The organism is Kitasatospora sp. NPDC093102 (assembly GCF_040683915.1).
Classification (GTDB): Bacteria; Actinomycetota; Actinomycetes; order Streptomycetales; family Streptomycetaceae; genus Kitasatospora.
Genome location: NZ_JBFBFA010000043.1, coordinates 43,805 through 66,308, shown reverse-complemented (window position 1 = coordinate 66,308; position 22,504 = coordinate 43,805). Strand labels below are relative to the sequence as shown.

At 74.7% G+C, this 22,504-nt stretch carries 13 protein-coding genes; 7 read left to right on the top strand and 6 right to left on the bottom strand.

The window, feature by feature from the left end:
* The 5 genes from AB0O11_RS32810 to AB0O11_RS32790 all read left to right on the top strand — a co-directional run.
* Positions 1-1,517, top strand: a 1,517-nt coding sequence (locus tag AB0O11_RS32810; protein ID WP_363394335.1) for an SDR family NAD(P)-dependent oxidoreductase, incomplete at its 5' end; no start/stop codon positions are given.
* A 41-nt stretch (positions 1,518-1,558) separates the two neighbouring features.
* Positions 1,559-4,831 carry a beta-ketoacyl synthase N-terminal-like domain-containing protein gene (locus AB0O11_RS32805; protein WP_363394333.1) on the top strand — a complete coding sequence of 1,091 codons (3,273 nt, stop codon included), beginning with the start codon at positions 1,559-1,561 and terminating at the stop codon, positions 4,829-4,831.
* A gap of 5 nt (positions 4,832-4,836) precedes the next feature.
* Entirely contained in the window at positions 4,837-6,381 is a 1,545-nt protein-coding gene (locus tag AB0O11_RS32800; protein WP_363394331.1) for an FAD-dependent monooxygenase, read from the top strand.
* Between the two features lie 123 nt (positions 6,382-6,504).
* On the top strand, positions 6,505-7,017 hold the full coding sequence (locus tag AB0O11_RS32795) for a hypothetical protein (RefSeq protein ID WP_363394329.1): 513 nt from the start codon (positions 6,505-6,507) through the stop codon (positions 7,015-7,017).
* Positions 7,018-7,292: 275 nt separating this feature from the next.
* Entirely contained in the window at positions 7,293-8,030 is a 738-nt protein-coding gene (locus tag AB0O11_RS32790; RefSeq protein WP_363394327.1) for an AfsR/SARP family transcriptional regulator, read from the top strand.
* 94 nt (positions 8,031-8,124) lie between these two features.
* Here AB0O11_RS32790 and AB0O11_RS32785 read toward each other — a convergent pair whose 3' ends face one another.
* From AB0O11_RS32785 to AB0O11_RS32760, 6 genes are all read right to left on the bottom strand, one after another.
* Positions 8,125-10,944 carry an AAA family ATPase gene (locus AB0O11_RS32785; protein WP_363394325.1) on the bottom strand — a complete coding sequence of 940 codons (2,820 nt, stop codon included), beginning with the start codon at positions 10,942-10,944 and terminating at the stop codon, positions 8,125-8,127.
* 5 nt (positions 10,945-10,949) lie between these two features.
* Positions 10,950-13,574: an AAA family ATPase gene (locus AB0O11_RS32780; protein ID WP_363394323.1), complete on the bottom strand. Its 2,625-nt coding sequence runs from the start codon at positions 13,572-13,574 to the stop codon at positions 10,950-10,952.
* Positions 13,575-13,621: 47 nt separating this feature from the next.
* Positions 13,622-16,435 carry an AAA family ATPase gene (locus tag AB0O11_RS32775; protein WP_363394321.1) on the bottom strand — a complete coding sequence of 938 codons (2,814 nt, stop codon included), beginning with the start codon at positions 16,433-16,435 and terminating at the stop codon, positions 13,622-13,624.
* A 678-nt stretch (positions 16,436-17,113) separates the two neighbouring features.
* Entirely contained in the window at positions 17,114-18,214 is a 1,101-nt protein-coding gene (locus AB0O11_RS32770; protein ID WP_363394319.1) for an ionic transporter y4hA, read from the bottom strand.
* 90 nt (positions 18,215-18,304) lie between these two features.
* On the bottom strand, positions 18,305-19,828 hold the full coding sequence (locus AB0O11_RS32765; protein ID WP_363394317.1) for a serine/threonine-protein kinase: 1,524 nt from the start codon (positions 19,826-19,828) through the stop codon (positions 18,305-18,307).
* Positions 19,825-20,586 carry a serine/threonine protein kinase gene (locus AB0O11_RS32760; protein ID WP_363394315.1) on the bottom strand — a complete coding sequence of 254 codons (762 nt, stop codon included), beginning with the start codon at positions 20,584-20,586 and terminating at the stop codon, positions 19,825-19,827. The genes AB0O11_RS32765 and AB0O11_RS32760 overlap by 4 nt, the downstream gene beginning before the upstream one ends.
* Positions 20,587-20,796: 210 nt before the next feature.
* Between AB0O11_RS32760 and AB0O11_RS32755 the strand changes: the two genes are divergently transcribed.
* Both AB0O11_RS32755 and AB0O11_RS32750 read left to right on the top strand, forming a co-directional pair.
* The gene (locus AB0O11_RS32755) at positions 20,797-21,786 is read left to right on the top strand and encodes an SDR family NAD(P)-dependent oxidoreductase (RefSeq protein WP_363394313.1); all 990 of its coding nucleotides are present in this window, start codon (positions 20,797-20,799) and stop codon (positions 21,784-21,786) included.
* Between the two features lie 171 nt (positions 21,787-21,957).
* Positions 21,958-22,365, top strand: coding sequence for a hypothetical protein (locus tag AB0O11_RS32750; RefSeq protein ID WP_363394311.1), 408 nt, complete (start codon positions 21,958-21,960; stop codon positions 22,363-22,365).
* Positions 22,366-22,504 lie beyond the last annotated feature (139 nt).

The following is a 22,504-nucleotide window of genomic DNA, read 5'->3' as shown; positions in this document are numbered from 1 at the left end:
AACAGATGCTCACCGAACTCCTCACCCTCTTCACCGAAGGCCACCTCCACCCCCTCCCCGTCACCGCCTGGGACATCCGCCAAGCACCCCACGCCTTCCGACACCTCCAACAAGCACGCCACACCGGCAAGATCGCCCTCACCCTCCCCACACCCCTCAACCCCGACGGCACCATCCTCATCACCGGCGGCACCGGCACCCTCGGCTCACTCCTGGCCCGACACCTCATCACCCACCACGGCGCACGCCACCTCCACCTCACCAGCCGAACCGGCCCCAACGCCACCGGCGCCACCGAACTCGAAGCCGAACTCACCGCACTCGGCGCCCACATCACCATCACCGCCACCGACACCAGCAACCCCCACGACCTCACCACCCTGCTCACCCAGATCCCCGACCAACACCCCCTCACCGCCGTCATCCACACCGCCGGCACCCTCGACGACGCCGTCGTCACCGAACTGACCGAGGCCCACGTGGACCGGGTCTTCGGGCCCAAGGTGGACGGGGCCGTGGTCCTGGACGAGCTCACCCGCCACGCCGACCTGTCCGCGTTCGTGCTCTTCTCCTCGGCCGCCGCCACAGTCGGCGCCGCGGGCCAGGGAAACTACGCCGCGGCCAACGCCTTCCTCGACGCCCTCGCCCAGCGGCGGCACCGCGCGGGCCTGCCCGCCGTATCGATGGCCTGGGGCCTGTGGGAGCAGCGCTCCGGGATGACCGCTCACCTGGACGGTGCCGACCTGGGCCGAATGGCGCGCGGCGGCATGATCCCGCTCACCGCGCAGGACGGCCTCGCCCTGTTCGACCAGGCCCTCTCCGGCGCCGAGCCGGTCGTCGTGCCCGCCCGGCTCGACATGGCCGCGCTCCGGGAGCGGGCCGAGTCGGGCACCCTGCCGGCCGTGCTGGGGAGCGTCCTGCGTGCCCCGGTGCGCCGCGCGGCCGCAGCGGCGGGGGCGGCACCGGCCGACTCCTGGGAGCGCCGGCTGCTCGCCCTCCCGCCGGGCGAACGGGAGGGTGCGCTACTCGACCTCGTGCGCGGGCACGCGGCCGCGGTGCTCGGGCACGCGACGCCGGACACCGTGGACGCCGCACGCCTCTTCAAGGAGAGCGGTTTCGACTCCCTGACCGCCGTCGAGTTCCGCAACCGGCTGGTCGCCGCGACCGGGCTGCGGCTGCCCGCGACCCTCGTCTTCGACCACCCGACGCCCGAGGCGCTGGCCCGTCATCTGCACGGGGCGCTGCTCCCCGGCGAGCCCGCCGCCGGGGATGCGGCGCTCGCCGAACTGGCCGGTGTGGAGGCCGTGCTGAGCGGTGCCGCCGAGGCGGACGACCACGTACGGCAGGAAATCGTCCAGCGGCTGGAGGACCTGGTGGCCGCCTGGGGACGGCCCCGTCGGCCGGAGGGGGAGCCGGCCGCCGCCCGGCCGACCGATTCCCAGCGGATCGCCGAGGCGTCGCCCGAGGAGATCTTCGCCCTGATCGACAACGGCCTCGGCCGGACGGCGGGCCGCTGATGTCCCACCGACCGACCGATGCCGACGAGGAGAGGCCCACGGTGTCCAACGAAGAGAAGCTGCTCGACTACCTCAAGTGGGTGACGGCCGACCTGCAGGAGACCCGGGAGAAGCTGCGGGAGGCCGAGGAAGCGGCCGGCGAGCCGATCGCGATCGTCGCGATGAGCTGCCGCTACCCCGGAGACGTCCGCACCCCCGAGGAGCTGTGGCGGCTCCTGGAGACGGAGGCCGACGCCGTCTCGGCCTTCCCCGGCAACCGGGGCTGGGACCTCGCGTCCCTGTGCCACCCCGACCCGGACCGCACGGGAACGACATACGCCTCCGGCGGGGGTTTCCTGCACGACGCGGGCGACTTCGGCGCCGAGTTCTTCGGCATCAGCCCGCGTGAGGCCACCGCCATGGACCCACAGCAGCGGCTTCTGCTGGAGACCGCCTGGGAGGCGTTCGAAGGGGCGGGCATCGTCCCCGAGACCCTGCGCGGCAGCCGTACGGGCGTCTTCGTGGGGGTGGCGGACATGCGCTACGCGCCGCACCCGCACGAGGCACCCGAGGAGTTCGAAGGCCAGCTGATGACCGGCACGTCGAGCAGTGTCGCCTCCGGCCGGATCTCCTTCACCTTCGGCCTGGAGGGTCCGGCGGTGACGCTGGACACCGCCTGCTCGTCGTCGCTGGTCGCCATCCACCTGGCCGTCCGAGCGCTGCGCGGCCGCGAGTGCGCGCTCGCGCTGGCGGGCGGTGCCACGGTGATGGCCACGCCCAACACCCTCGTCGAGTTCAGCCGCCAGCGCGGGCTGTCCCCCGACGGCCGCTGCAAGGCCTTCTCCGCCGGTGCCGACGGGACCGGGCTGGCCGAGGGCGCGGGCCTGGTGCTGCTGGAGCGCCTGTCGGACGCCCGGCGCAACGGCCGCCGGATCCTCGCGGTCGTCCGCGGCAGCGCGGTCAACCAGGACGGCATGAGCAACGGCCTGACGGCCCCGAGCGGGCCCGCGCAGGAGCGGGTGATCCGCCAGGCCCTCGCCGACGCCCGCCTCACCCCCGCCGACGTGGACGCCGTCGAGGCGCACGGCACCGGCACGGCCCTGGGCGACCCCATCGAGGCCCAGGCCGTCCTGGCCGCCTACGGGCGCGGCCGGCCCGCCGAGCGGCCGCTCCGGCTCGGCTCGCTCAAGTCCAACATCGGCCACACCCAGGCCGCGGCAGGCGTCGGCGGCGTCATCAAGATGGTGCTGGCCATGCGCCACGGCGTGCTGCCGAAGACCCTGCACGTGAGCGAGCCCACCCCGCACGTCGACTGGTCGTCAGGGGCCGTCTCGCTGCTCACCGAGGCGGCGCCGTGGGAGACGGACGCGAACCGCCCCCGCCGGGCGGCCGTCTCCTCCTTCGGGATCAGCGGCACCAACGCCCATCTCGTGCTGGAGCAGCCGCCCGCCGCCGAGGAGCCGGCGGCCGGGAAGCCCGCGCAGGAAGGCCCGCTGCCGTGGGTGCTGTCGGCCCGCACCCGCAGCGCCGTACGGGCCCAGGCGCGGCGTCTGCACCGCCACCTGCTCGACCACCCGGAGACCGGGGCCGCGGACGTCGGTCTGTCGCTGGCGACCACGCGGACCCATTTCCCGCACCGCGCCGCGGTCGTGGGGCGGGACCGCGAGGAGCTGATGGCCGCCCTGGCGGACCTCGCGCGGGACCGCGGCGCGTCCGGGCTCGTGCGCGGCACCGCAACCGGGGCAGGCGGCACCGCCTTCCTCTTCACCGGCCAGGGCAGCCAGCGGCTGGGCATGGGGGCCGAACTGAGCGAGGCCTTCCCGGTCTTCGCCAAGGCGTTCGGCGAGGTGTGCGACCACCTGGACGTCCACCTGGAACGTCCGCTGCGCGAGGTCGTGTTCGCCGCGCCGGACAGCCCGGAGGCGGCGCTGCTGCACCGCACCGCCTTCACCCAGCCCGCGCTGTTCGCCCTGGAGACGGCGCTGTACCGGCTGCTGCGACACTGGGGGATCACGCCCGGCCGGCTCGCCGGGCACTCCATCGGCGAGCTGACCGCCGCGCACGTGGCCGGGGTCCTCGACCTGCCGGACGCGGCCGCCCTGGTGGCCGCCCGGGCGCGGCTGATGGACGCGCTGCCCGCAGGGGGCGCCATGATCGCCGTGGAGGCCGGGGAAGCGGAGGTCCTGCCGCTGCTGGCCGGGTGCGAGGACGCCGTCGGCATCGCCGCCGTCAACGGCCCCCGGGCGCTGGTGCTGTCCGGGGAGCGGGAGGCGGCCGAGCGGGTCTCCCGGCACTTCGCCGGGCAGGGGCGCAGGACCACCCCGCTCCAGGTCAGCCACGCCTTCCACTCACCGCTCATGGAGCCCGCGCTGGAGGAGTTCCGGGCGGTCGCCGAGACGCTGACGTACCACCCGCCGACGATCCCCGTCGTCTCGCTCGTCACCGGCCGCCCGGCCACCGCCGAGGAGCTGTGTTCGCCCGGCTACTGGGCCGGGCAGATCCGCGCGACCGTCCGCTTCCACGACGGCGTCCGCCACTTGAGGGACGCCGGCGTGTCCACCTACCTCGAACTCGGCCCGGACGCCGTGCTGACCTCCATGGCACAGCTGAGCCTGCCCCCTGGTGAGACGGTGTGCGCACCGGTGCTCCTCAGGGGCCGGCCCGAGGCCCCGCGCGCGCTGGACGCCCTCGCCCGGGCCTGGGCCAACGGCGTGGACGTGGACTGGGAGGCCGTGCTCCCCGGCGCGCACCGCGTCGCCCTGCCGCCCTACGCCTTCCCGCGGCGGCGCTACTGGCTGGAGTCGGCCGCCGTCCGCGGCACGCACCGCGCGAGCGGGGGCGAAGCGGAGTTCTGGAACGCGGTGACCGGCGGGGACCTGGATGCACTGGCGGAGCGACTGGAACTGGACGACGGCCGCCGGGCCGCGCTGGGCGAGGTGCTGCCCGCCCTGTCCGCCTGGTGGATCCGTTCGGCCCCGGATGCCCCGGAGAAGGCCGCCGAGCCGCCCCAGGTCCTGGAGGACACCGACAAACAGCGGCGGCTGAGCGAGAGCCTCGCCGGCGCCTCCCACGAGGAGCAGGAGCGCGTCCTGCTGGACATCATCCGCACCCACGCCGCCGCCGTGCTCGGACACGACACGCCGGACGCCGTCGAGGCGGAGGTCACGTTCCAGAACGCCGGGTTCTCCTCCTTCACCGCCCTCGACCTGCGCAACCGCCTGTGCGAGGCCACCGGACTGCTGCTGGAACCGGTCGTCGTCTACGACCACCCGGCTCCCGTGTCCCTCGCCCGGTACCTGCGCACCGTACTCAGCGCTCGGCACACCAAGGAGTGATCCGCATGACGACGAACGAGACCCGGCGACCGGTGGTGGTCTGCGGCGCCGGCCCGACCGGGTTGATGCTGGCCGCCGAACTGCGGCTCGCGGGCGTGGAGGTGGTGGTCCTGGAGAGGCGTCCGGGATTCACCGGCGAACGCGAGTCGCGCGCGCCGGGGGTGTACGCGCGGACGATCGAGATCTGGGAGCAGCGCGGGATCCTCGACCGGTTCACCGGCAGCCGGACCGGCCGCTACAGCCACTTCGCGCTGCTGCCGGTCGGCATCGACCTCGGCCGGCTCGACAGCCCGCACGCGGTGCTGCTGTTGCCCCAGGCACGCATCGAGCGGGTGCTCGCCGAGTGGGCGGAGGAGCTCGGCGCCGAGGTCCGGCGCGGCCACGAGGTGACGGGGCTGCGCCAGGACGCGGACTGCGCGGAGCTGGAGGTGACGGGCCCGGACGGCCCGTACCGGCTCCAGGGCGCGTACGTCGTCGGCTGCGACGGCGGCCGCAGCACGGTCAGGTCGCTCCTCGACGTCGAATTCCCCGGGACCGACGCCACGGCGGACGTCCTGCTGGCCGACGTCTCCGGGGTGAGCCGGGACCTCCCCGGGCTGAGGCAGCGGCCCTTCCCCTTCGTACGGAGCGAGCGCGGCTGGCTCGCGGTCTCCGCCGTCGCGGTCTCCACGGCGGGCGAGGACGTGCTGCGGTTCATCGTCGGCGACTTCACCCGGCCGCCGGTGCGGCGGGCCGCGGCACCGAGCTTCGAGGAGGTCTGCGAGACCGTCGCCGCCGTCGCCGGCATCGACCTCTCGGGCGCGACGCCGCAGTGGCTGAGCCGGTTCGGCAACACCACCCGGCAGGCGGCGCGATACCGCGTCGGCCGGGTGCTGCTGGCCGGTGACGCGGCGCACGTCCACCCACCGTTCGGCGGCCAGGGACTCAACCTGGGGGTGCACGACGCGGTGAACCTCGGCTGGAAGATCGCGGCCGAGGTCGGCGGCCGGGCGCCCGAAGGCCTGCTGGACAGCTACGAGCAGGAGCGCCACCCGGTCGCGGCCCGCGTGCTGCTCAACACCCGGGCGCAGAACGTCCTGATGACCGGGGGCCCGGACATCGACGCGCTGCGCACGGTCGTCGCGGAGACCCTGGAGTCGGCCGAGGTGAACGACCGGATGGCCGGGGAGCTCAGCGCCGTCGACGTACGGTACGACCTCGGCGGTGAGCACCCGCTCGTGGGCAAGCGCATGCCGCACCGCGAGCTGACGGCTCCGGACGGCTCCACGTACGGCAGCCTGCGGCTGCTGGAGCGGGCGCGCGGGGTGCTGCTCGACCTGTCGGGCGCGCCTGAGCTGAAGGGCGTCGCCGACGGCTGGGCGGACCGGTTGGACGTGGTCACCGCCACCTGTCCGCAGGCCACGGCCGACGGCCTGTCCGCCGTGCTGATCAGGCCGGACGGGCACGTCGCCTGGGTCGCGCCGCAGGGCCTCGCACCCGACGTGCGGGGGCTGGAGGCGGCCCTGGGCCGCTGGTTCGGGTCCGCCTCCGCGGGACCGGACGGCCGCTGAGCCGCCCGGCGGCGGCACGGACGGCCGCGGAAGCCCGTCCGTGCCGCCGCCGCGCAGGACGCTCCCACGTTTCGACCTTCCTCTGAAACACCTTCATGTCCCGTACAACCGAAAGGAATTGACATGCGTCTGATCGACCCGTTCCGCGCGGCGGTGGAGATGTGCCCCGAGTGCGCGGCCTCGATGGTCACGGAGCCGATGACCGTGTCGGAGAAGCCCGCGGGCGACTGCTTCGCGCTCACCGGCCTGTCCGAGACGGTGAACCTCGACTACAGGGCGGTCTCGGAGGGGGGCTTCAGCGCCGGTGACCGCAGCACGCACACCGACGAGTTCTTCACCGCCGACGGCACCTCCGTGGGCCACCTCGTCGGCCACAGCTGGAAGGTCGTCAACCAGCCGTCCAACGGCCACCTGATGGCCTTCTACCGGGAGGAGATCACCCTGCCCGACGGGGAGGTCCAGACGGCGGGCTGGATCGACGTCAACGCCATCCTCGCCGGCGAGTGGCAGGTGCTCCACGCGGTGGGCACCGGCGGCCGCTACGTGGGCAAGGTGGGCGTGCGGGAACTGCGCAGCGAGGTGCTGCGCCACCGGTTCCAGGCGAATCTCGTGCTGTGCGGTGCGCCAGGCCGGTGAGCACTCCGGGGGCGGCGGCCCGCCGCCCCCGTACCACCCCCTCCGAACGGGACCGTGGGGCGCCTCCGCACCAGGTGGCGGTTCGGTCCGAACCGCCACCGCAGCCTTTTCCGTTTCCGTTGACCGCGCCGATCGGCGCCGGTTAGGTTTCCAACACGGCTGGATGACGTTGCGTCACTTTTCATCCGCCGCTCCCCCACGACGTCGAAACGGCTGCCCCATCTGAGTACTTGGAGTATCACGTGCGGTACAGAATTCTTGGCAAGCTCCACGTCATGCACGACAGCGAACCGGTTTTCCTCTCGGCACGCAAGAAGGAGATCGTCCTCGCATCGCTGCTGGCCCGGGCCAATCACGTGGTGTCGCTCGAAGAACTCATCTCCGAGATCTGGGGCGGGAATTCACCGCTGCGCGCCACCACGGCGGTCCACGTCCGCATCTGCGAGCTACGGAAGTTCCTGCGCTCCTGCGGCATGGCCGAGAGCCCGATCGTCACGCGCTCCCCCGGCTACTTCATCCACGTCGAGCCCGGCGAGCTCGATGCGCACGTGTTCAGCCGGTTCGCCGAGGAGGGCCGGGCCGCCGCACGGGCCGGGGCGCACCACGAGGCCGTCGAGAAGCTTCGCTCCGCGCTGGAACTGTCCCAGGAGACGGCCCTCGGGGGACTGCGCAGCGGCCCCATCATCAACGGCTTCGTGAACTGGCTCGACCAGGCCCGCCTGGACTGCACCGAGCAATGGATGGAATCGGAACTGGCATTGGGCCGGCACCGTGACGCGGTGGGCCGGCTCTATTCGTTATTCAGCCAGCACCCCTTGCACGAGGCATTTCATCGGCAGCTCATTCTGGCGCTCTACCGCTGCGACCGGCGGGCGGACGCCCTGCACGTCTACCAGGTGGCCCGCAACACCCTCCGGGAAGAACTCGGCCTCGAACCCTGCCTCGCCACCCGCCGGGTCCACCACGCGATTCTCACCGCGGACGACCACCTGTACGCGCGGGCTTCCGCCTGACGGCGCCGCGGGCGGGCTTCCGGGCGCTTCGGCCGCGGGGCTCCGCCCGGCCGTCCCCCGCGCGGCTGCACGCCCGACGGCCGGAAGGGGCCGCTCAGCCGGATCCGGGCGTGCGCAGTGCCCCGGCCAGTTCCGTACGCCTGCGGACGGCCAGCTTGCGGTAGACGGCGGTGAGGTGCTTCTCCACCGCGCGCCGTGTCACCCCCAGTTCGCCGGCGATGGCGCCGTTCGACAGCCCGCGGGCCGCCATCCGGGCCACCGTGAGCTGCACCGGGGACAGGCCGTGGACCGGGTCCGGAACCGGTCCGCCCAGCAGCGCGCGGGCGCGGGCCGAGAGACCGGGCAGCCCGCAGGCCTCGGCGAGCGCGGCACCCTCCCTCAGCAGTTCCTCCGCCCGCGGGCCTCCCTCGCCGGCCTCCCGGCCGCCGAGCTGCACCAGCGCTCTGGCCAGTTCCAGGCGGTGGTGCGAGCCCCGCAGCACGTCCACCGCCTCGCGCAGCAGCCCCCTTCCCCGTTCCCCGCCGGCCAGCGTGCCGTGCACGCGCAGGGCACGGCCGAGTGCGGCGGGGGCTCCCCAGGCCCGGGCCCGCTCGCACTCCTCGCGCATCAGCTCCTCGGCCGCCTGCACGTCACCGAGGCGGCAGTGGGCACGGGCCGCCCAGGCACGCCAGGGGCCGAGCGCGGGGTTGCGCCAGCCGTCCCGCTCCAGCCGCCTGCCGCAGGCGAGGAAGTGGTCCAGGGCGGTGGCGTCGTCGCGCCGCTGGAAGGCGCGTACGCCGCGGAGCATCCGGTAGGTGACGCCGCGGTGGACGTCGGCGGCCTCTCCGTACGCGGAGCCGGAGTCCTGCGCGAGGAGACGGTCGCACAGTCGCGGGTCCATGGTCTCGACGGCGACGGCGGCCAGGGCGACTCCGGCCGCCGCCTGATCCTCCCACCGCTCCCCGGCGAGCCGGTGGGTCTCCAGGGCCAGGGACCTGGCCCTGGCCACGTCCCCGGACCGCAGCCGCACCAGGGCCAGCTCGGTCCCCGTGATCACCTGGGACACCAGGGCGTTCTGCTGTGCGGAGCGCGCCAGGCGCGTCTCCAGCCAGGCCGCGAGGTCGGTCAGGTCGTCCGCCGCCACGAGCGTGACCGCCAGCAGAGGCAGGGTGGTGTACGACAGCTCGGGCACCGCCGGTTCGCGCTCCAGGACTTGCCGGGCGAGCCGGACGGCGTCCTCCCGCGCGATCCCTCCCGCCGCCACCGCATCGTGCAGGAGCACGGTCACGAGTTCGCGCTGCGCGCCGGTCCCCAGCCCGGGTTCAGGGCCCAGTTCCCGCAGTCGCCGCACCGAGTCCGCGAGCCGTCCGGGAGCAGTGGGTTCCGCGCAGCGGACCCGGGCCTCCAGCCGCAGTGCCACCTCGTGTCCGGCGTCGCCCGCCGCATGGCCGGGACCAAGCGCGGCGAAGACCTCGCGGAACAGGTCGACCGTCTGCGGTGCCGCGGTGTCGAAGACGAACGGCGAAATGCGCAGCAGCGCCGCCGCCCGCTGCTCGGCCGAGGGCAGCAGGGGCACCGCCTGGGAGACGTGCCGCGCGGCCGTCCAGGGGTCGGTGATCCGCTCGGCACCGGCCAGGTCTACCAGGACCACGGCACGGTCCTCGCCGTCCGTGGAGGCTTCTTGGAGGGCCCGGCGCAGGAAGCGCACCGCGTCTTCGGGCGCACCGCGGTCGAGTGCGGCATCGGCGGCCGCGCGCAGCACGGTGACCGTCCAGGGCGCGTCGGACGAGGCGGACGGTGCCGTCGCCATCAGCCGGGCGGCGATCTGCTCAGCCGGGTGGCCTGCCCGGAGGAGGAGCACGGCCGCCCGGCTGAACAGCCTTTGCAGTTCCTCGACGGCGGTGATCTCCTCCACGGCGTCCCGGAAGACGGGATGGACGAAGACCGGCACCAACGAGCCGGGACGCAGGCGGAGCAGGCCCAGTGCCCGCAGTGCCTGTTCGGCCGCGCGGCACCCGACGGCGTCCACCTCCGCGAGCCGCGCCAGGAGCTCCGGCTCGGCCTGTTCCCCCAGGACGGCCACGGCCCGCGCGAATTCCGGCAGGGGTGAGGGGAGTTGTTCCAGGCGCAGGGCGAGCCGTTCCCGGAGGGCGGGCGGGCTCACGCGCGCGGCCCTCTCGCCGTGCTCCGCGACCGGCCGCAGCCCCGCCCGGCGCAGGGTGTGGCCGACGGCGGCCGTGACCATCGGGCTGCCCCCGCAGGCGTCGTGGCAGACCCGCGCGAACACGTCGTCCGCGGGCTCCCCGAAGCTCCGCTCCACCAGAGCCCGGGTCCCCTGGGGGGACAGCGGGCGCAGCCGCAGGGTACGGCCGGCCGCGGCGAGGAGGTCCCGCACCAGGGGTGTCCGGGCCCCGGGGTCGCCGTCAGCGAGGGTCACGACGACCGTGACGGGCTGCGCGGTGGGCCGTCTGGCGAAGTACGCCAGCCAGCGCAGCGAGGCCTCGTCCGCCCAGTGCGCGTCGTCCACCGCGATGAGCAGCGGCTCGTCGACGGCCATGCGGGCGGTCAGCGCGCGCAGTTCCCGCAACAGGTGCGGGTGCGTGCCGTCCTCCGGGGCGGGCGCCTTCTCGGCGAGGACGCACCGGACGGCCTCGGCGCCCGGGCCCAGCCACCGCTCCCGGACCGCTGCCCCCGCGAGCGCCGGCTCGAAGAGCTGGCGCACCACGCCGAAGGGTAATTCCCGCTCCGGCCGCGCCGCGTCGGCACGTAACACCCCTACGCCCTTCTCCTCCGCGAGCTGCGCGAGGTGGTCGAGCAGCGCCGTCTTGCCCGCGCCCCAGGCCCCGGTGACGACGGTCAGTGAACTGCCGTGGGTCACGGCGGTGTCCAGGGCGTCGGCCACCGCGCACAGTTCGGTGTCCCGTTCGAGCAGCAAGGGAGTCAGTCCTCCTGGGGGATGAGCCGGGAGAGATCCTGCCGACCGGAGAGGCCGAGCTTCCGGTAGACCTGGGTCAGGTGCATCTCCACCATCCGCCGGGACACCGAGAGCCGTTGGGCGACGGCCGCGTTGGTCATGCCGCCGCGGACCAGTTCGGCGATGCGCTGCTCGGCCGCGGTGAGTTCCCGCCCGGCCGCCGGTCCGCGGAGCCCCGTGGGCTCCGCCGTGGCGTCCCACGGCTCCGGAAGAGTGCAGGGCTCGCCGGTCAGCTCCCGCACCCGGCGGGCGCGGCGGGGGGTGCCCCACTCGGGTGGGGTGGCGTCCCGCAGCAGTCGGGCCGCCGCGGCCCTGGCCTCGCAGGACCGCTCGCCCTCGGTCACCTGGCCCAGGGCGACCAGGGCCGTGCCAACCGCGCTCGCGCTCCCCCACGCCTCGGCCGCCGCGTGCTCCTCCGCCGCCATGCGCTCGGCTGCGGCCCGGTCCCCGCAGCGCAGCCGGGCGGCGGCCGCAGCCGAACGCCACGGCACGACGGCCGGATTGGTCCATCCTCTGGCCAGCAGCCCGCGCCCGCACTCCAGCAGGTCGGACAGGGCCGCCTCGTGGTCGCCGGTGCGCAGCCGCAGCAGGCCCCTGGCGTGGAGGAACATCGGCCACCACAAGTCGTTCGCCGCGCGTACGGGCATCTCGGCCGCCGCACACCGGCCCGCCTCGTCCACCTCGTCCCGTTCCAGGTGCAGCAGCAGGCGCATGGCCGCGATCATCGGTCTGGCCTTGACGGTCGCAGAGCCGGGCAGCTCCGCCCACTCGACCTCCGCAAGGTCCCGGTCCGCCTCCTCCAGCCATCCACGGCGCAGCGCGACCATCGCGCGCAGGCTCAGCGCCGCCGTGACGGCCGTACTCACGCCCTGTCTCCGGGCCTCGGCGACGATCCCGTCGAGACCGGCCGCCGCTTCCTCGTACGCGTCCGTCAGGGCCAGGGTGTAGCAGGCCGCCAACCGGGCGGTGAACAGCACCGGATGGCCGTTGTCGGAACGCAGCGCGGCCTCGGCCAAGGTGCGCACGCGGGCGAGCGGCAGGCTCTGGGCGAGGGCCGAGCGCAGGGCCAGGACTCCTGCTTGGGCGGGTCCGTGCGGTGGCCCGCACAACGGCGGTACGGGCGGGACGTCCACCCTTTCCTCCATCGGCGCTCCGCCTCCGATCAGCCAGTACAGGGCCTGGAAGGCGCTCCGTTCCGCCCGGTCGGCCCCCGGCAGCGACCAGGCCACCGCCGTGCTGCGGCGTACCGTGGCCGCGTGGCCGCACACGGCGAGCAGGTCGGCGGCGTGCAGCCGGGCCGCGAGGGGCACATCGCGCTTCGGGCTGTACAGCACGCGCCACAGAGCGCGTTCGCCGCTGTCGGGGGCGTCCGTCAAGGCGGCCAGGCCCAGGTCGACGAGCAGCTGTGCCCGCCGCTGGGGTTCGAGCGGTTCAGCCAGCGCGCGTTCCAGGAAGCGGGCCGCGCGGGCGGGTTCGGTGCTCCGGTACCGGGCGGCGGCGCCGGTCAGGGCATCCGCCGCCCATCCGGCCCCACTGGGCCGGGCGCCCAGGAGCAGTTCGGCCAGCGGTGCGTCGGGGAGGGCCATGCGGTGGCCGAGTGCGGCGGCGCGGGTGCACAGGTCCTCGCGCTGCCGCACGGTGAGTCCGGCGAGCACCCGGTCGGCCACGCCCGACGGCGCGCTCGGGTGCTCCGCGTCCAGGACCAGGCCGGCACCGGTCAGCAGGCGCAGCGCGCGGGGAACGGGCAGCGTGCGCAGTCCGGCCAGTTCGCAGAGCTGGGGGAGGCCGAGGTGGGGGCCGCCTACGGCGATCGCGCGCAGCAGGGAGGCGAGTTCGGGGCCGAGTCCGTCCAGGAGCCTGGCGGTGCGGTCGCCGACCGCTTCAGCCGCGCGCCCCGGCAGGCCGACCGCCGCCTCGGCGGTGGGTCCGAGGCCGTCGGCCGCCAGCGAGGCCAGCACCGAGCGCAGCACCGCCGGGTTGCCCTCGCACGCGCCGAAGGCTGCCTCGGCGAACGCTTCCTCGACGGGCCTGTCGTAGTGGGCGGCCAGCATCCCGGCCACTCCCTCCCGGGTCAGGGGCCGCAGTGCGAGATGCGCGGCCGTGCCGGGGAGGGTGGCCGGTACCGATCCGGGCGTTCCGGCGACGAGGAGGACGAGGGGCGCGCCGCGGGTGCGCCGAGCCATGGTCTCCAGCCACCGTCGCGAGTCCGTGTCGACCCACTGCACGTCGTCGACGGCGAGGAACAGCGGCCGCTCGCGCGCGGCCGTGAGGAACGTCTGGCACGACAGGGGCAGTGGCCGGTCGGCCGGGTCGTCCGCGCCGTCCGCGCCGTCCGCGTCCAGGCGCGCGAGGAGCTGGGAGACGATGCCGAAGGGCCGGTCCGTCTCGGCCGGGGAGCCGTACGCGCACGCGGCCGCGAGTCCCGCGTCGAGGGCCGCCGCGGTGGCGTACCGCAGGAGCGCGCTGCGCCCGGTGCCGGGGAGCCCCTCGACCGCGATCACCGCCGATCTGCCGGAGCGCAGCCCGTCGACGCCCTCGCGCAGGAGTGCCGTCTCCCCGTCCCGTTCGACGAGGACGTCCTCACCGGTCACCGGCCGCCGCCCGGGTGCGGGAGCCGTCGTCCTCGCCGTGCCGCCGGTCACGAAGCGGCCGGCGTGGCGGGGCGGGCGACAGGCTGTGCGAGGGCGCGGAGCGCGGCGGGCAGGTCGGTCCGGCCGGCCAGCCCGAGTTTGCGGTAGGTGGAGGTCAGATGCGTCTCCACCGTGCGCCGGGAGAGGAACAGGTTCTCGGCGATCTCCTGGTTGGTGGCGCCCGCCGCTGCGGACTCGGCCACCTGCCGCTCGGTCCTGCTCAGCGGCCCGGTACCGACGGGGGACGGGCGTGGGCGGTCGGCACCCGCGGCGGCCAGCGCTTCGCGGGTCCTGGCCGCCAGCCGGCGCGAGCCACAGCGCTGCGCCGTCTCGTACGCGCGGAACAGGTGCGCACGGGCGCCACCGACGTCGCCGCGCCCCGCCAGCTCCCTGCCCAGCAGGAGTTCGCCGCGGGCGCGGTCCAGCCGGGCCTGCGAGCGGGAGAGGGTCTCGACCGCGGCGGTCAGCAGGTCCACGCGGCGGTCGTCGCGGGCCGCCGTGCCCGCCGCGAGGAGCGCGTGGCCAAGTGCGTGGGGGGTGCCCCAGCGACGGGCCAGCTCCAGGCCCTCCTCAGCGAGGCCGACGGCTTCGGCGGTGCGGCCGAGCCCGGCCAGGGCCATGACGGCCACGGTGCGCCAGGACGCCCACGCCGGGTTGCCCAGGCCCGCCTCCGCGAACCAGTGCTCGCAGCGACGGGCGCGGACCAGCGCGCCTGCCGGGTCACCCGCGCGAAGCCGGAGACGAGCCCAGGTCGTCAGGTACCAGGACCGCCCGAGGACCGACTGGCCCAGGCCGGACTCGGCCGCCCTGGCGAGGGCCGTCTCGGCGGCCTCGGTGGCTCCCTGCTCGCTCCGGACGGCAGCCCAGGCGATGAACGGCAACGCGGAGCCGGGGCTCTGCCGGGGACGGCCCATGCACTCCAGCGCGGCCCGCGCGTCGGCGACGGCGGCGGGGATGTCGCCGAGCCGGTGACGCACCATCGACCGGTCCGCCAGCAGCCACCACCGGGGCAGGCATCCGTTGCCGTCGGCCATCGCCGGTTCCAGCGTCTCCAGTGCCCTGCCGGGCTCGTCGGCCAGGTGGAACAGCACGGCTACCTGGACCCGCATCCAGTCCGGGGCACCGGAGCCCGCGGCTCCCATGGCCCGGGCGGCGAGGTCGACGACCTCGCGGGCGGACGCGCCTTCCAGCGCACCCAGTTGGGCCCGCACGAGCAGGCTGCCGCCCCCGGCGGACTCGGCAGGCTCCCGCGCCATGGCGGCGCGAGCCCGCTCCCGCACGGCGGCGAACGCGGATTTCTCGTGCAACCCGGCGGAGAGGACGGCCGACTCGATCCTCCAGCACAGGTCACGGCCGGCCTCGTCGCCGTCGGGGCTCAGTACGGCGCGCAGCATGTCGAGGGCGCGGGAGAGCTCGGTGAGCGCCGGGCGGCCCACGGCCTGCGCGGTCATCCCGAACTGCAGCGCGACCAACGCCCGCAGCCGGACATCGGCGGTCCGGTTCAGCAGGTCCCGCAAGGTGTCCAGCGCAGCCTCGGGGTCGGTGGCGGCCAGCGCTCCGGCCAGTTCCAGCCCGGTGCGAACGCGACTGCGCTCATCGCTCTCGTCCTCCAGCAACCGTCGCAGGTACGGGGCGGCCAGGGACCGGTCGTCGTGCCGCCGTGCCCGCTCGGCCGCGTCGCGCAGTACGCCGCGCATCCACCCCTCGTCGAGCCGGGGTAACGGCAGCAGGTGGCCGGCCACCACCGGGGCCGCGAAGCCCTCGTCGTTGAGCAGCCGGGCCGCGCCGGTGCGCAGACGGACCAGTTCCCCGGCCGGGGTGGCCTCCAGGACCGCGGCGCGCAGGGCCTCCGGGCCCCCGGCGGCGAGGAGTTCGCCGTCGCGGTAGCCGCCGAGCACCGCCGACACCAGTCGGACCGGTACGCCGGCGAGCGCGCCGACGCGCTCGGGCGACGCGACGTGACCGGCGCCTTCCTCGGCCGCCGCCGGGGAATCGGTCCAACCGAGCACGGCTGCGGCTCGTACCACCAGGAGTTCCGTCGCCGACAGGCCTCTCAGGTGTGCCCGCACCAAGGAGGCGTGGATCTGATGCCATGCCGCGTCGACGTCGCCGACGGCACAGGAGCCGGGCCGTACGCCGTCCCTGCGCAGCCGCGTCAGGATGCGCCGGAGCAGCGGGGGGTTCCCGCCGGAGAGTTCCCTGCAGCGCCGCACGGCGGCGGCGCCGGGCGTCCGCCCCAGACAACGTGCCGCAGCCGCGGCCACCTCGGCCTCGGTCAGCGGCCCAAGGGACAGCAATCGGGTTCCCGGGTGGCGGACGATCCTGCCGAACGCCGGGCCGGCCGAGCCGCCGGGGCCGATGCCGGGCCCTCCCCAGGCCAGGACGACCAGCAGGGGCAGGCCTTCCGGCCGGTGGAGCAGGGACTCCAGCCAGCGCAGGGAACGCTCGTCGCACCATTGGGCGTCGTCGACGACGAGCACCAGGGGCCCCGGTGACGGAGCCGCCGGGATCAGCCGCTCCCGGCGGGGCGGCACGGCCTCCCGCAGGTCCCCGAAGAGCCGGCCGACCGTGGCGTACGGGGTCTCCGCGGTCGCGCGGTGGCCGGCTGCGGACAGCACCGTGGCCCCGTCCGGGCCGCCGTCGCGCCGGAACCCGTCGAGCAGCGCCGTCTTCCCGCTCCCGGTGTTCCCCCGCACCACCACGCAGTGCGCCTTCCCGGCGCGGGCCTGCTCGGCACAGGCGCGCAGCGCGGCCAGTTCCGAGGAACGGCCGACCATGTCCCACTCCGCCGCCGGGACGCAACTTCTCACCTTGCCGGACATGACACCTGTTCCTTTCGACGCCGCCGATGGTGCTGTGCCGGGCGGCGCGGCCGTTCTCCCGCGCCGTTTCCACCCGTGCCCTCCAGATCACCGCATGCGAGGATCTCGTCCACGATCCGCGGCGGGACACCGCCGTGGTTGCCCGGCTTCCACTGAAGATCACCCCAATTCACGGGGCGCCGGAATCCTGATGAAGATCTTGAGAACGCGCCCAGCTTGCACTGGTTCGACCCGACGGACATCTGCAGGCGATCACTGGCAGGACGGCCCGACAGGGCCGCCCCGGCGAACCTAAGCAGCCGACAGTGCCCGAAGTGCCTCGCAGCGCACCGCCGGTTGCCCCGCAGCGCACGAGGCTGCCGGCCGGCCCAGGTGCACCGTCGGCGCGGCGGCCGGCCGGGCCTCCCGCATCGGCTTCGGACGCCTGTGTCCTGGGCCGGCGCCTGCAGGACCCCGGCCAGCGCAGGGCCCACGGCAGAACCTCTCCTGGAAGACGAGCGCCAGTACAGGTAACCGACCAGTGCGGCCGCCACCACGCCCCGGCACGATCCACCACCAGCCGCCGGCCAGGGCACCGCGCTGGTCCGCGTGGTCGCGTTCCCGGGAACGCCGGAAGCCCCTGGCCGCGCGGGGGGTACGGGCCAGGGGCTTCCACTCTCGACTACGGCCGGCGCGCCCTCACGGGTTCAGCGCCAGCACCACGTACCCCGCCAGCACCGCCAGGTGCACCGCGCCCTGGAGCGGAGTCGCCCGGCGCGGGATCACCGTGAGGGTGAGCAGCACGATCGTCAGGGTCAGCAGCACCATGTGCGCCGGGTCGAGACCGAGGACGAGGGGGCCGGAGAGCCAGCTGGAGGCGATCGCGACCGCCGGGATGGTCAGGCCGATGCTGGCGAGCGCCGAGCCGAGGGCGAGGTTGAGGCTGGTCTGCACCCGGTTGCGGGCGGCCGCGCGCAGCGCCGCGATCGTCTCCGGCAGCAGCACCATCATGGCGATCACCACGCCGACCACGGCGTGCGGGAGCCCGGCGTCGTCCACCGCCTTCTCGATGGTCGGCGACACGCCCTTGGCCAGGCCGACCACCGACACCAGGGCGACGGCGAGCAGCAGCAGGCTGACCCCGGCGGCCCGGAGGGTGGGCGGGGAGGCGTGCTCCTCCTCGTCCAGCACCCGGCCCTCGGGGGTGACGGGCAGGAAGTAGTCCCGGTGCCGGACGGTCTGGGTGGCGACGAACAGTCCGTAGACCACCAGCGAGGCGGTGGCCGCGAAGGTGAGCTGGGTGGTGGAGAACTGCGGGCCGGGCGTGCTGGTGGTGAAGGTCGGCAGCACCAGGCTGAGGGTCGCGAGGGTCGCGATGCAGGCGAGCGCGGCGCCGGTGCCCTCGGCGTTGAACACGGCGGTCCGGTACTTGACCGCGGCGACCAGGATGGACAGTCCGAGGATGCCGTTGCAGGTGATCATCACGGCGGCGAAGACGGTGTCCCGGGCCAGCGTGGCGGACTTGTCCCCGCCGTCGGCCATCAGCGTCACGATCAGTGCGACCTCGATCACGGTGACCGCCACTGCGAGGACCAGTGATCCGAAGGGCTCTCCCGACCAGTGCGCGATGACCTCGGCGTGGTGCACGGCGGACAGCACGGCGCCCACCAGGAAGCAGGCGACCACCGCCACCACCCAGCCGGGCAGCTCCTCGTGCCAGGTCAGGACGAGGACGAGGAAGGACACCACCGGAACGACGACGGTCCATTGCGCGGCACCCGCGCGGAGCTTCGTGATCATGCCGCCGAGGATTCCAGACCGGAGGCCCGTCACCCGGGTGCCCGCGCCGGGATACGTATGGATGTGGCATAACTCATCCCGTTTTGCCACTCACCCGCCGTAGTCGTGAAGATACTGAAGAACTCTGTCGACATGTGTCCGAACCCGTTCCGGGACGCCTCCGGCGGCCGCCACGGTCTTGTCGCTGGTCCGGTAGGCCGCCGCGACCAAGGCGGGCAGGTCACGGGTGAAGCCGCGGCGCTTTATCTGCTGGTCGAGCCAGCAGGCGTAGTTGCCCATCGCCGCGATCGCGTCGCCCGGGTCCCAGTACGACTTGGGACCGGCGTGGGTGGCGGCCTCGCCCCACGCCTCGAAGACGGAGGGCGTCCACATGGCGATGCCGTACTCGCCGGTCTCCGGTCGGGCGGCGTTCGGGTCGAAGCCGCTCTCGGCCTTCAGCATGGCGGCCAGCAGCACCGGGGTGACCTCCGGCTCGGGGCAGCGCCGTGCCGTGCTCTCGATCACGCCCCGGTAGGCCACCGGAACGTCCGAGCCGGCGGGGATCGCGCCGGACAGCGGGGGCACCGCCCGAGGGGTGGCGCCCGGCCCGCCGGGCTCCGGCCCGCCGGCCAGGGCGAGGACGGCGAGCCCGCAGGAGAGCAGGACCGCGCCGGCCCGGACGGCGGCGCGTCGGCGCGGGGCCGGCCGGGCGGTGGCCCGGGCGACCAGCACCGCCGGCTCGGTCCGGGTCCGCTGCTCCCGTCCGGGGGCGAGGCAGGCGGTGACCACGGCCCGCCAGCGCACCGGCAGCGCCTCGTCCAGCCGCAGCGGCGCGGCGCCCCGCGCGTACGCCTGGGCGGCCAGCGAGCGGGCCCGGGCGGTGGCGCCGAGGAAGGGGTGCAGGCCGCCGGTGAGCAGCTGGTGGGCGATCACGCCGAAGGCCCAGACGTCGGCGCTGGGGCGCACCGCGACACCGCGGGCGCCGGTGCGCTCGGACCACCACTCGGGCGGGACGTGGTCGGGCGAGCCGAGCGGCGGGGCGTAGGCGTGGGTGCCCTCCAGTTCGGCGGTGAGGCCGAAGTCGGCGATCTTGGCGGTGCCGTCGGGCATCAGCAGGACATTGGCCGGTTTCAGGTCCCCGTGCACCCAGCCGGCCCGGTGCATGTGGGTCAGCCCGGCGCAGACCTCGGTCAGGATGCGCTCGGCGCCGGGCACCGCCGTGCCGGGGCGGGCCTCGGCCAGCAGGTCCTGGAGGCTGCGGGCGGCGCGTTCCATCACCAGGGCGACGGCGCCGTCCAGCGCCGGGTGGTCCGGGTCCTCGACGGTGACCACGGCGAGGGTGCGGATCAGGTGGGGGTGGTCGGCGCGGCGGCTGAAGCGCTGCTCGCTGCGGGCCATCCGGGCCACGGTCCCGCGCTGGCCGGGGCTGAACCGGGACGCGCCGAGGATCTTGACGGCAGCCGGGCTGCCGTCGGGGCCCTCGGCGGCGTGCACGCTGCCCCAGGCGCCTGCGCCGAGGAAGGCGCCGAGCCGGTAACCGGCGATCGGGTAGCCCTCCGGGACCGCGAAGGGCGGACCGCCGGGCGCCGGGCCGTCGCCGGGCGGGTCCGGCTCGGGTCGGGCGCCGTGCGTCACGGCCGGGCGACCGCGCGCCGGGACGGGAGCAGGGCCAGGTGCTCCTCCCGGACGAGGTCGAACTTCAGCGCCAGCGCGACCAACTCCTCGCGCTTGCCGCCGCCCGCCCCCTCCTCGTACGGCTCGCGCAGCCGCAGCTTGGTCTCCACCAGGTAGTCGATGTGGTAGTTCACCGCCGAACGGCTCAGCCCGCGACAGCCGGGCAGGGCACGCAGGCGGGCGAGCACCTCGGTCACCCCGGGGACGGCCGCGGCGGAGGGCGAGCGCAGCCGGGGCTCGCAGAGCGCGAGCAGGACCAGGAAGTACTTGGCGGTCGGGTCCAGGGCGAACGGGCTGACGGTGCGTTCGCCGTCGGCACCGCCGGGACGGCCGTCGAGGTAGGCGTGCTGCGGGGCGAAGACCTTGAAGGCGGCGGGCTCGCCGAGGGCGGGCAGCAGCACCCGGGAGAGTTCGAACGGGACGGGCGCGCCGAGCCGGCCGGGCGCCACCTTGATGTGCTCCCCCGCGCCCTCCAGGTTCTCCACCACGTAGGTGGACGTGCTGGAGAAGTTGGACAGTCGCCAGTAGTCCTCGGCCGCGGCCACCTCTCCCGCCCGGCGGGAGACGCCCTGGTCGGGCAGCGGGATGGGGACCGGCCGGCCGGGCTCCCCGCGCCCGAACACCGCGGCCTCGCCCGGGCCCATCCGCAGCAGGCCGGGGGCTTCGCCCGACGCCATCACGGGCGCCGGGCCGGGTAGTTGCACGATGACCGTGTCCACGCGGCACCTCCGTGGGATCGGGTCGATGGTATCCGTCCGATTCGCCCCCGGGGCAAACCGCCACCCGGACGGGTGATGGGACACCGCCAACCCTGCCGGGCGGGGCCCCCATTGCGGTCCTCCCCAGGGAGGAGGCGGTTCCTCCTTCCGGCCGGGAGGTCGGGCCGGTCGGCCGAAGCGGCCCCGGGCGGGCCCTGCGAGGCTCCCGCCATGGACACCAACTCCCCCATCTCCTCCTCGACTTCCACCGCCGGACCGGCCCGGCGGGCACTGCTCGGCGCCTCCGCCCTGGGCCTCGCCGGGGCGGCCGCCGCCACCCTGGGCGCCGGGCAGGCCCAGGCCGATCCGCGCGGGCACCGCGGGACGCCGGCCGGATCCACGGAGCGTTCCGACGGGCGCCCGGGGGCGCGCTTCGAGGGCCGTACGGTGTTGATCACCGGCGCCACCTCGGGCATCGGCCGGGCAGCCGCGCTGGCCTTCGCCCGGGAGGGCGCCCTGGTCGGCTTCTGCGGCCGGCGCACGGCGCTCGGGCGGCAGGTCGAGCAGGAGATCCGCCAAACCGGCGGCGAGGCCTCGTACTTCCCGGCCGACGTGCGCGATCCGGCCCAGGTCGAACGGTTCACCGAGCAGGTCGTGGCCCGGTACGGCGGGCTGGACGTCGCCGTCAACAACGCGGGCATCGGCAGCTCCAAGCTGCTGCACGAGCTGAGCGTGGCCGAGTGGGACGACGTGCTGGACACCAATGCCCGCGGGGTGTTCCTGGCGCTCAAGTACCAGATCCCGCACATGCTGAAGGCCGGCCGCGGGGTGATCGTCTGCACCGCCTCCTCCGCCGCCGAGCAGGCCCGGCCGAACGGCGGCGCGTACACGGCGAGCAAAAGGGCGATTCAAGGGCTGGTCAAGGCGGCGGCGTTGGCGTACGGAACGCGGGGCATCCGGGTCAACGCGATCCTCCCGGGCACCACGGACACCGCGTTCGTCCGCCCGCCGGGCATCCCGGACGCGGCCTGGGCGCAGTTCAAGAAGGCCTACGGCCCGTTGAACATCGAGGGGTTGGAACGGATGGCCGAACCGGAGGAGATCGCCCGGGCGATCCTGGCCCTGACCTCGGACGACTTCGCCTACCAGTCCGGGGCCTCGGTTCCGGTGGACGGCGGGGCGACGGCCGGGCGGCGGATGGTGATGCCGCCCACCAGTTGATCATCCGTCAGACCTGGAGTTGTCCGCGTGCTGAACACATGGCGAACGGTTGCGGGATGTAGTTGAACGGTCACCATGGGTGTGACGCAATGCACACGCACGACGTCCATGATGTGTGCAAGACTCATCTCACTCAGTGAGATTCCCTTTATTTCCAAGGAGGTTCACATCATGCGCACTCGGATCGCAGCTGCGGCGATGGCGGCGGCAGGGATCACCGGCCTGGCGGCAGCTCCGGCCATAGCCGCCACCGCGACGTCCGGGACCGACACCGCGGCCTGCGCCACGGTGCTCAACCGGCCCTGCATCTCGCACCAGGTCGACGGCGGGGGCATCGTGGGCGTCGCCCAGGTCAGCGCCGACCCGGGTCAGTTGACGATGGTTCAGGTCGAGGTCCGCACCCAGGCCGCCTGGGGCAGCCCGTGGGAGACGGTCGCCAGCGCGACCACCGTGCAGTTCGGCTCCGCCAAGGCGGTCACCCAGCGGGTGACCGCCACCGCGCCCCGCATGATCTGCGCGACCGCCGGCCCGGCGCTGGACGTCACCAAGCAGGTCACCACCTGTACCAACCCGTTCTGACCGCGGGGCCACTGAGGCACCGCACCCGCCACCCCCGTGCCGTCCGTACGACCGGGCAGCCGTCCGGACCACCGGGGAGCGGGAAGCAGTAGACGGCACGAACACCGGAGCCGGCCGCCGGGACACCCCGTCCCGACGG

What these genes read in the sequence shown, in the direction of transcription:
- AB0O11_RS32800 (WP_363394331.1), top strand. Translation starts at nt 4,837, where the DNA reads ATGACGACGAACGAGACCCGGCGACCGGTGGTGGTCTGCGGCGCCGGC.
- AB0O11_RS32795 (WP_363394329.1), top strand. Translation starts at nt 6,505, where the DNA reads ATGCGTCTGATCGACCCGTTCCGCGCGGCGGTGGAGATGTGCCCCGAG.
- AB0O11_RS32790 (WP_363394327.1), top strand. Translation starts at nt 7,293, where the DNA reads ATGCACGACAGCGAACCGGTTTTCCTCTCGGCACGCAAGAAGGAGATC.
- AB0O11_RS32775 (WP_363394321.1), bottom strand. Translation starts at nt 16,435, where the DNA reads ATGTCCGGCAAGGTGAGAAGTTGCGTCCCGGCGGCGGAGTGGGACATG.
- AB0O11_RS32770 (WP_363394319.1), bottom strand. Translation starts at nt 18,214, where the DNA reads ATGATCACGAAGCTCCGCGCGGGTGCCGCGCAATGGACCGTCGTCGTT.
- AB0O11_RS32755 (WP_363394313.1), top strand. Translation starts at nt 20,797, where the DNA reads ATGGACACCAACTCCCCCATCTCCTCCTCGACTTCCACCGCCGGACCG.
- AB0O11_RS32750 (WP_363394311.1), top strand. Translation starts at nt 21,958, where the DNA reads ATGCGCACTCGGATCGCAGCTGCGGCGATGGCGGCGGCAGGGATCACC.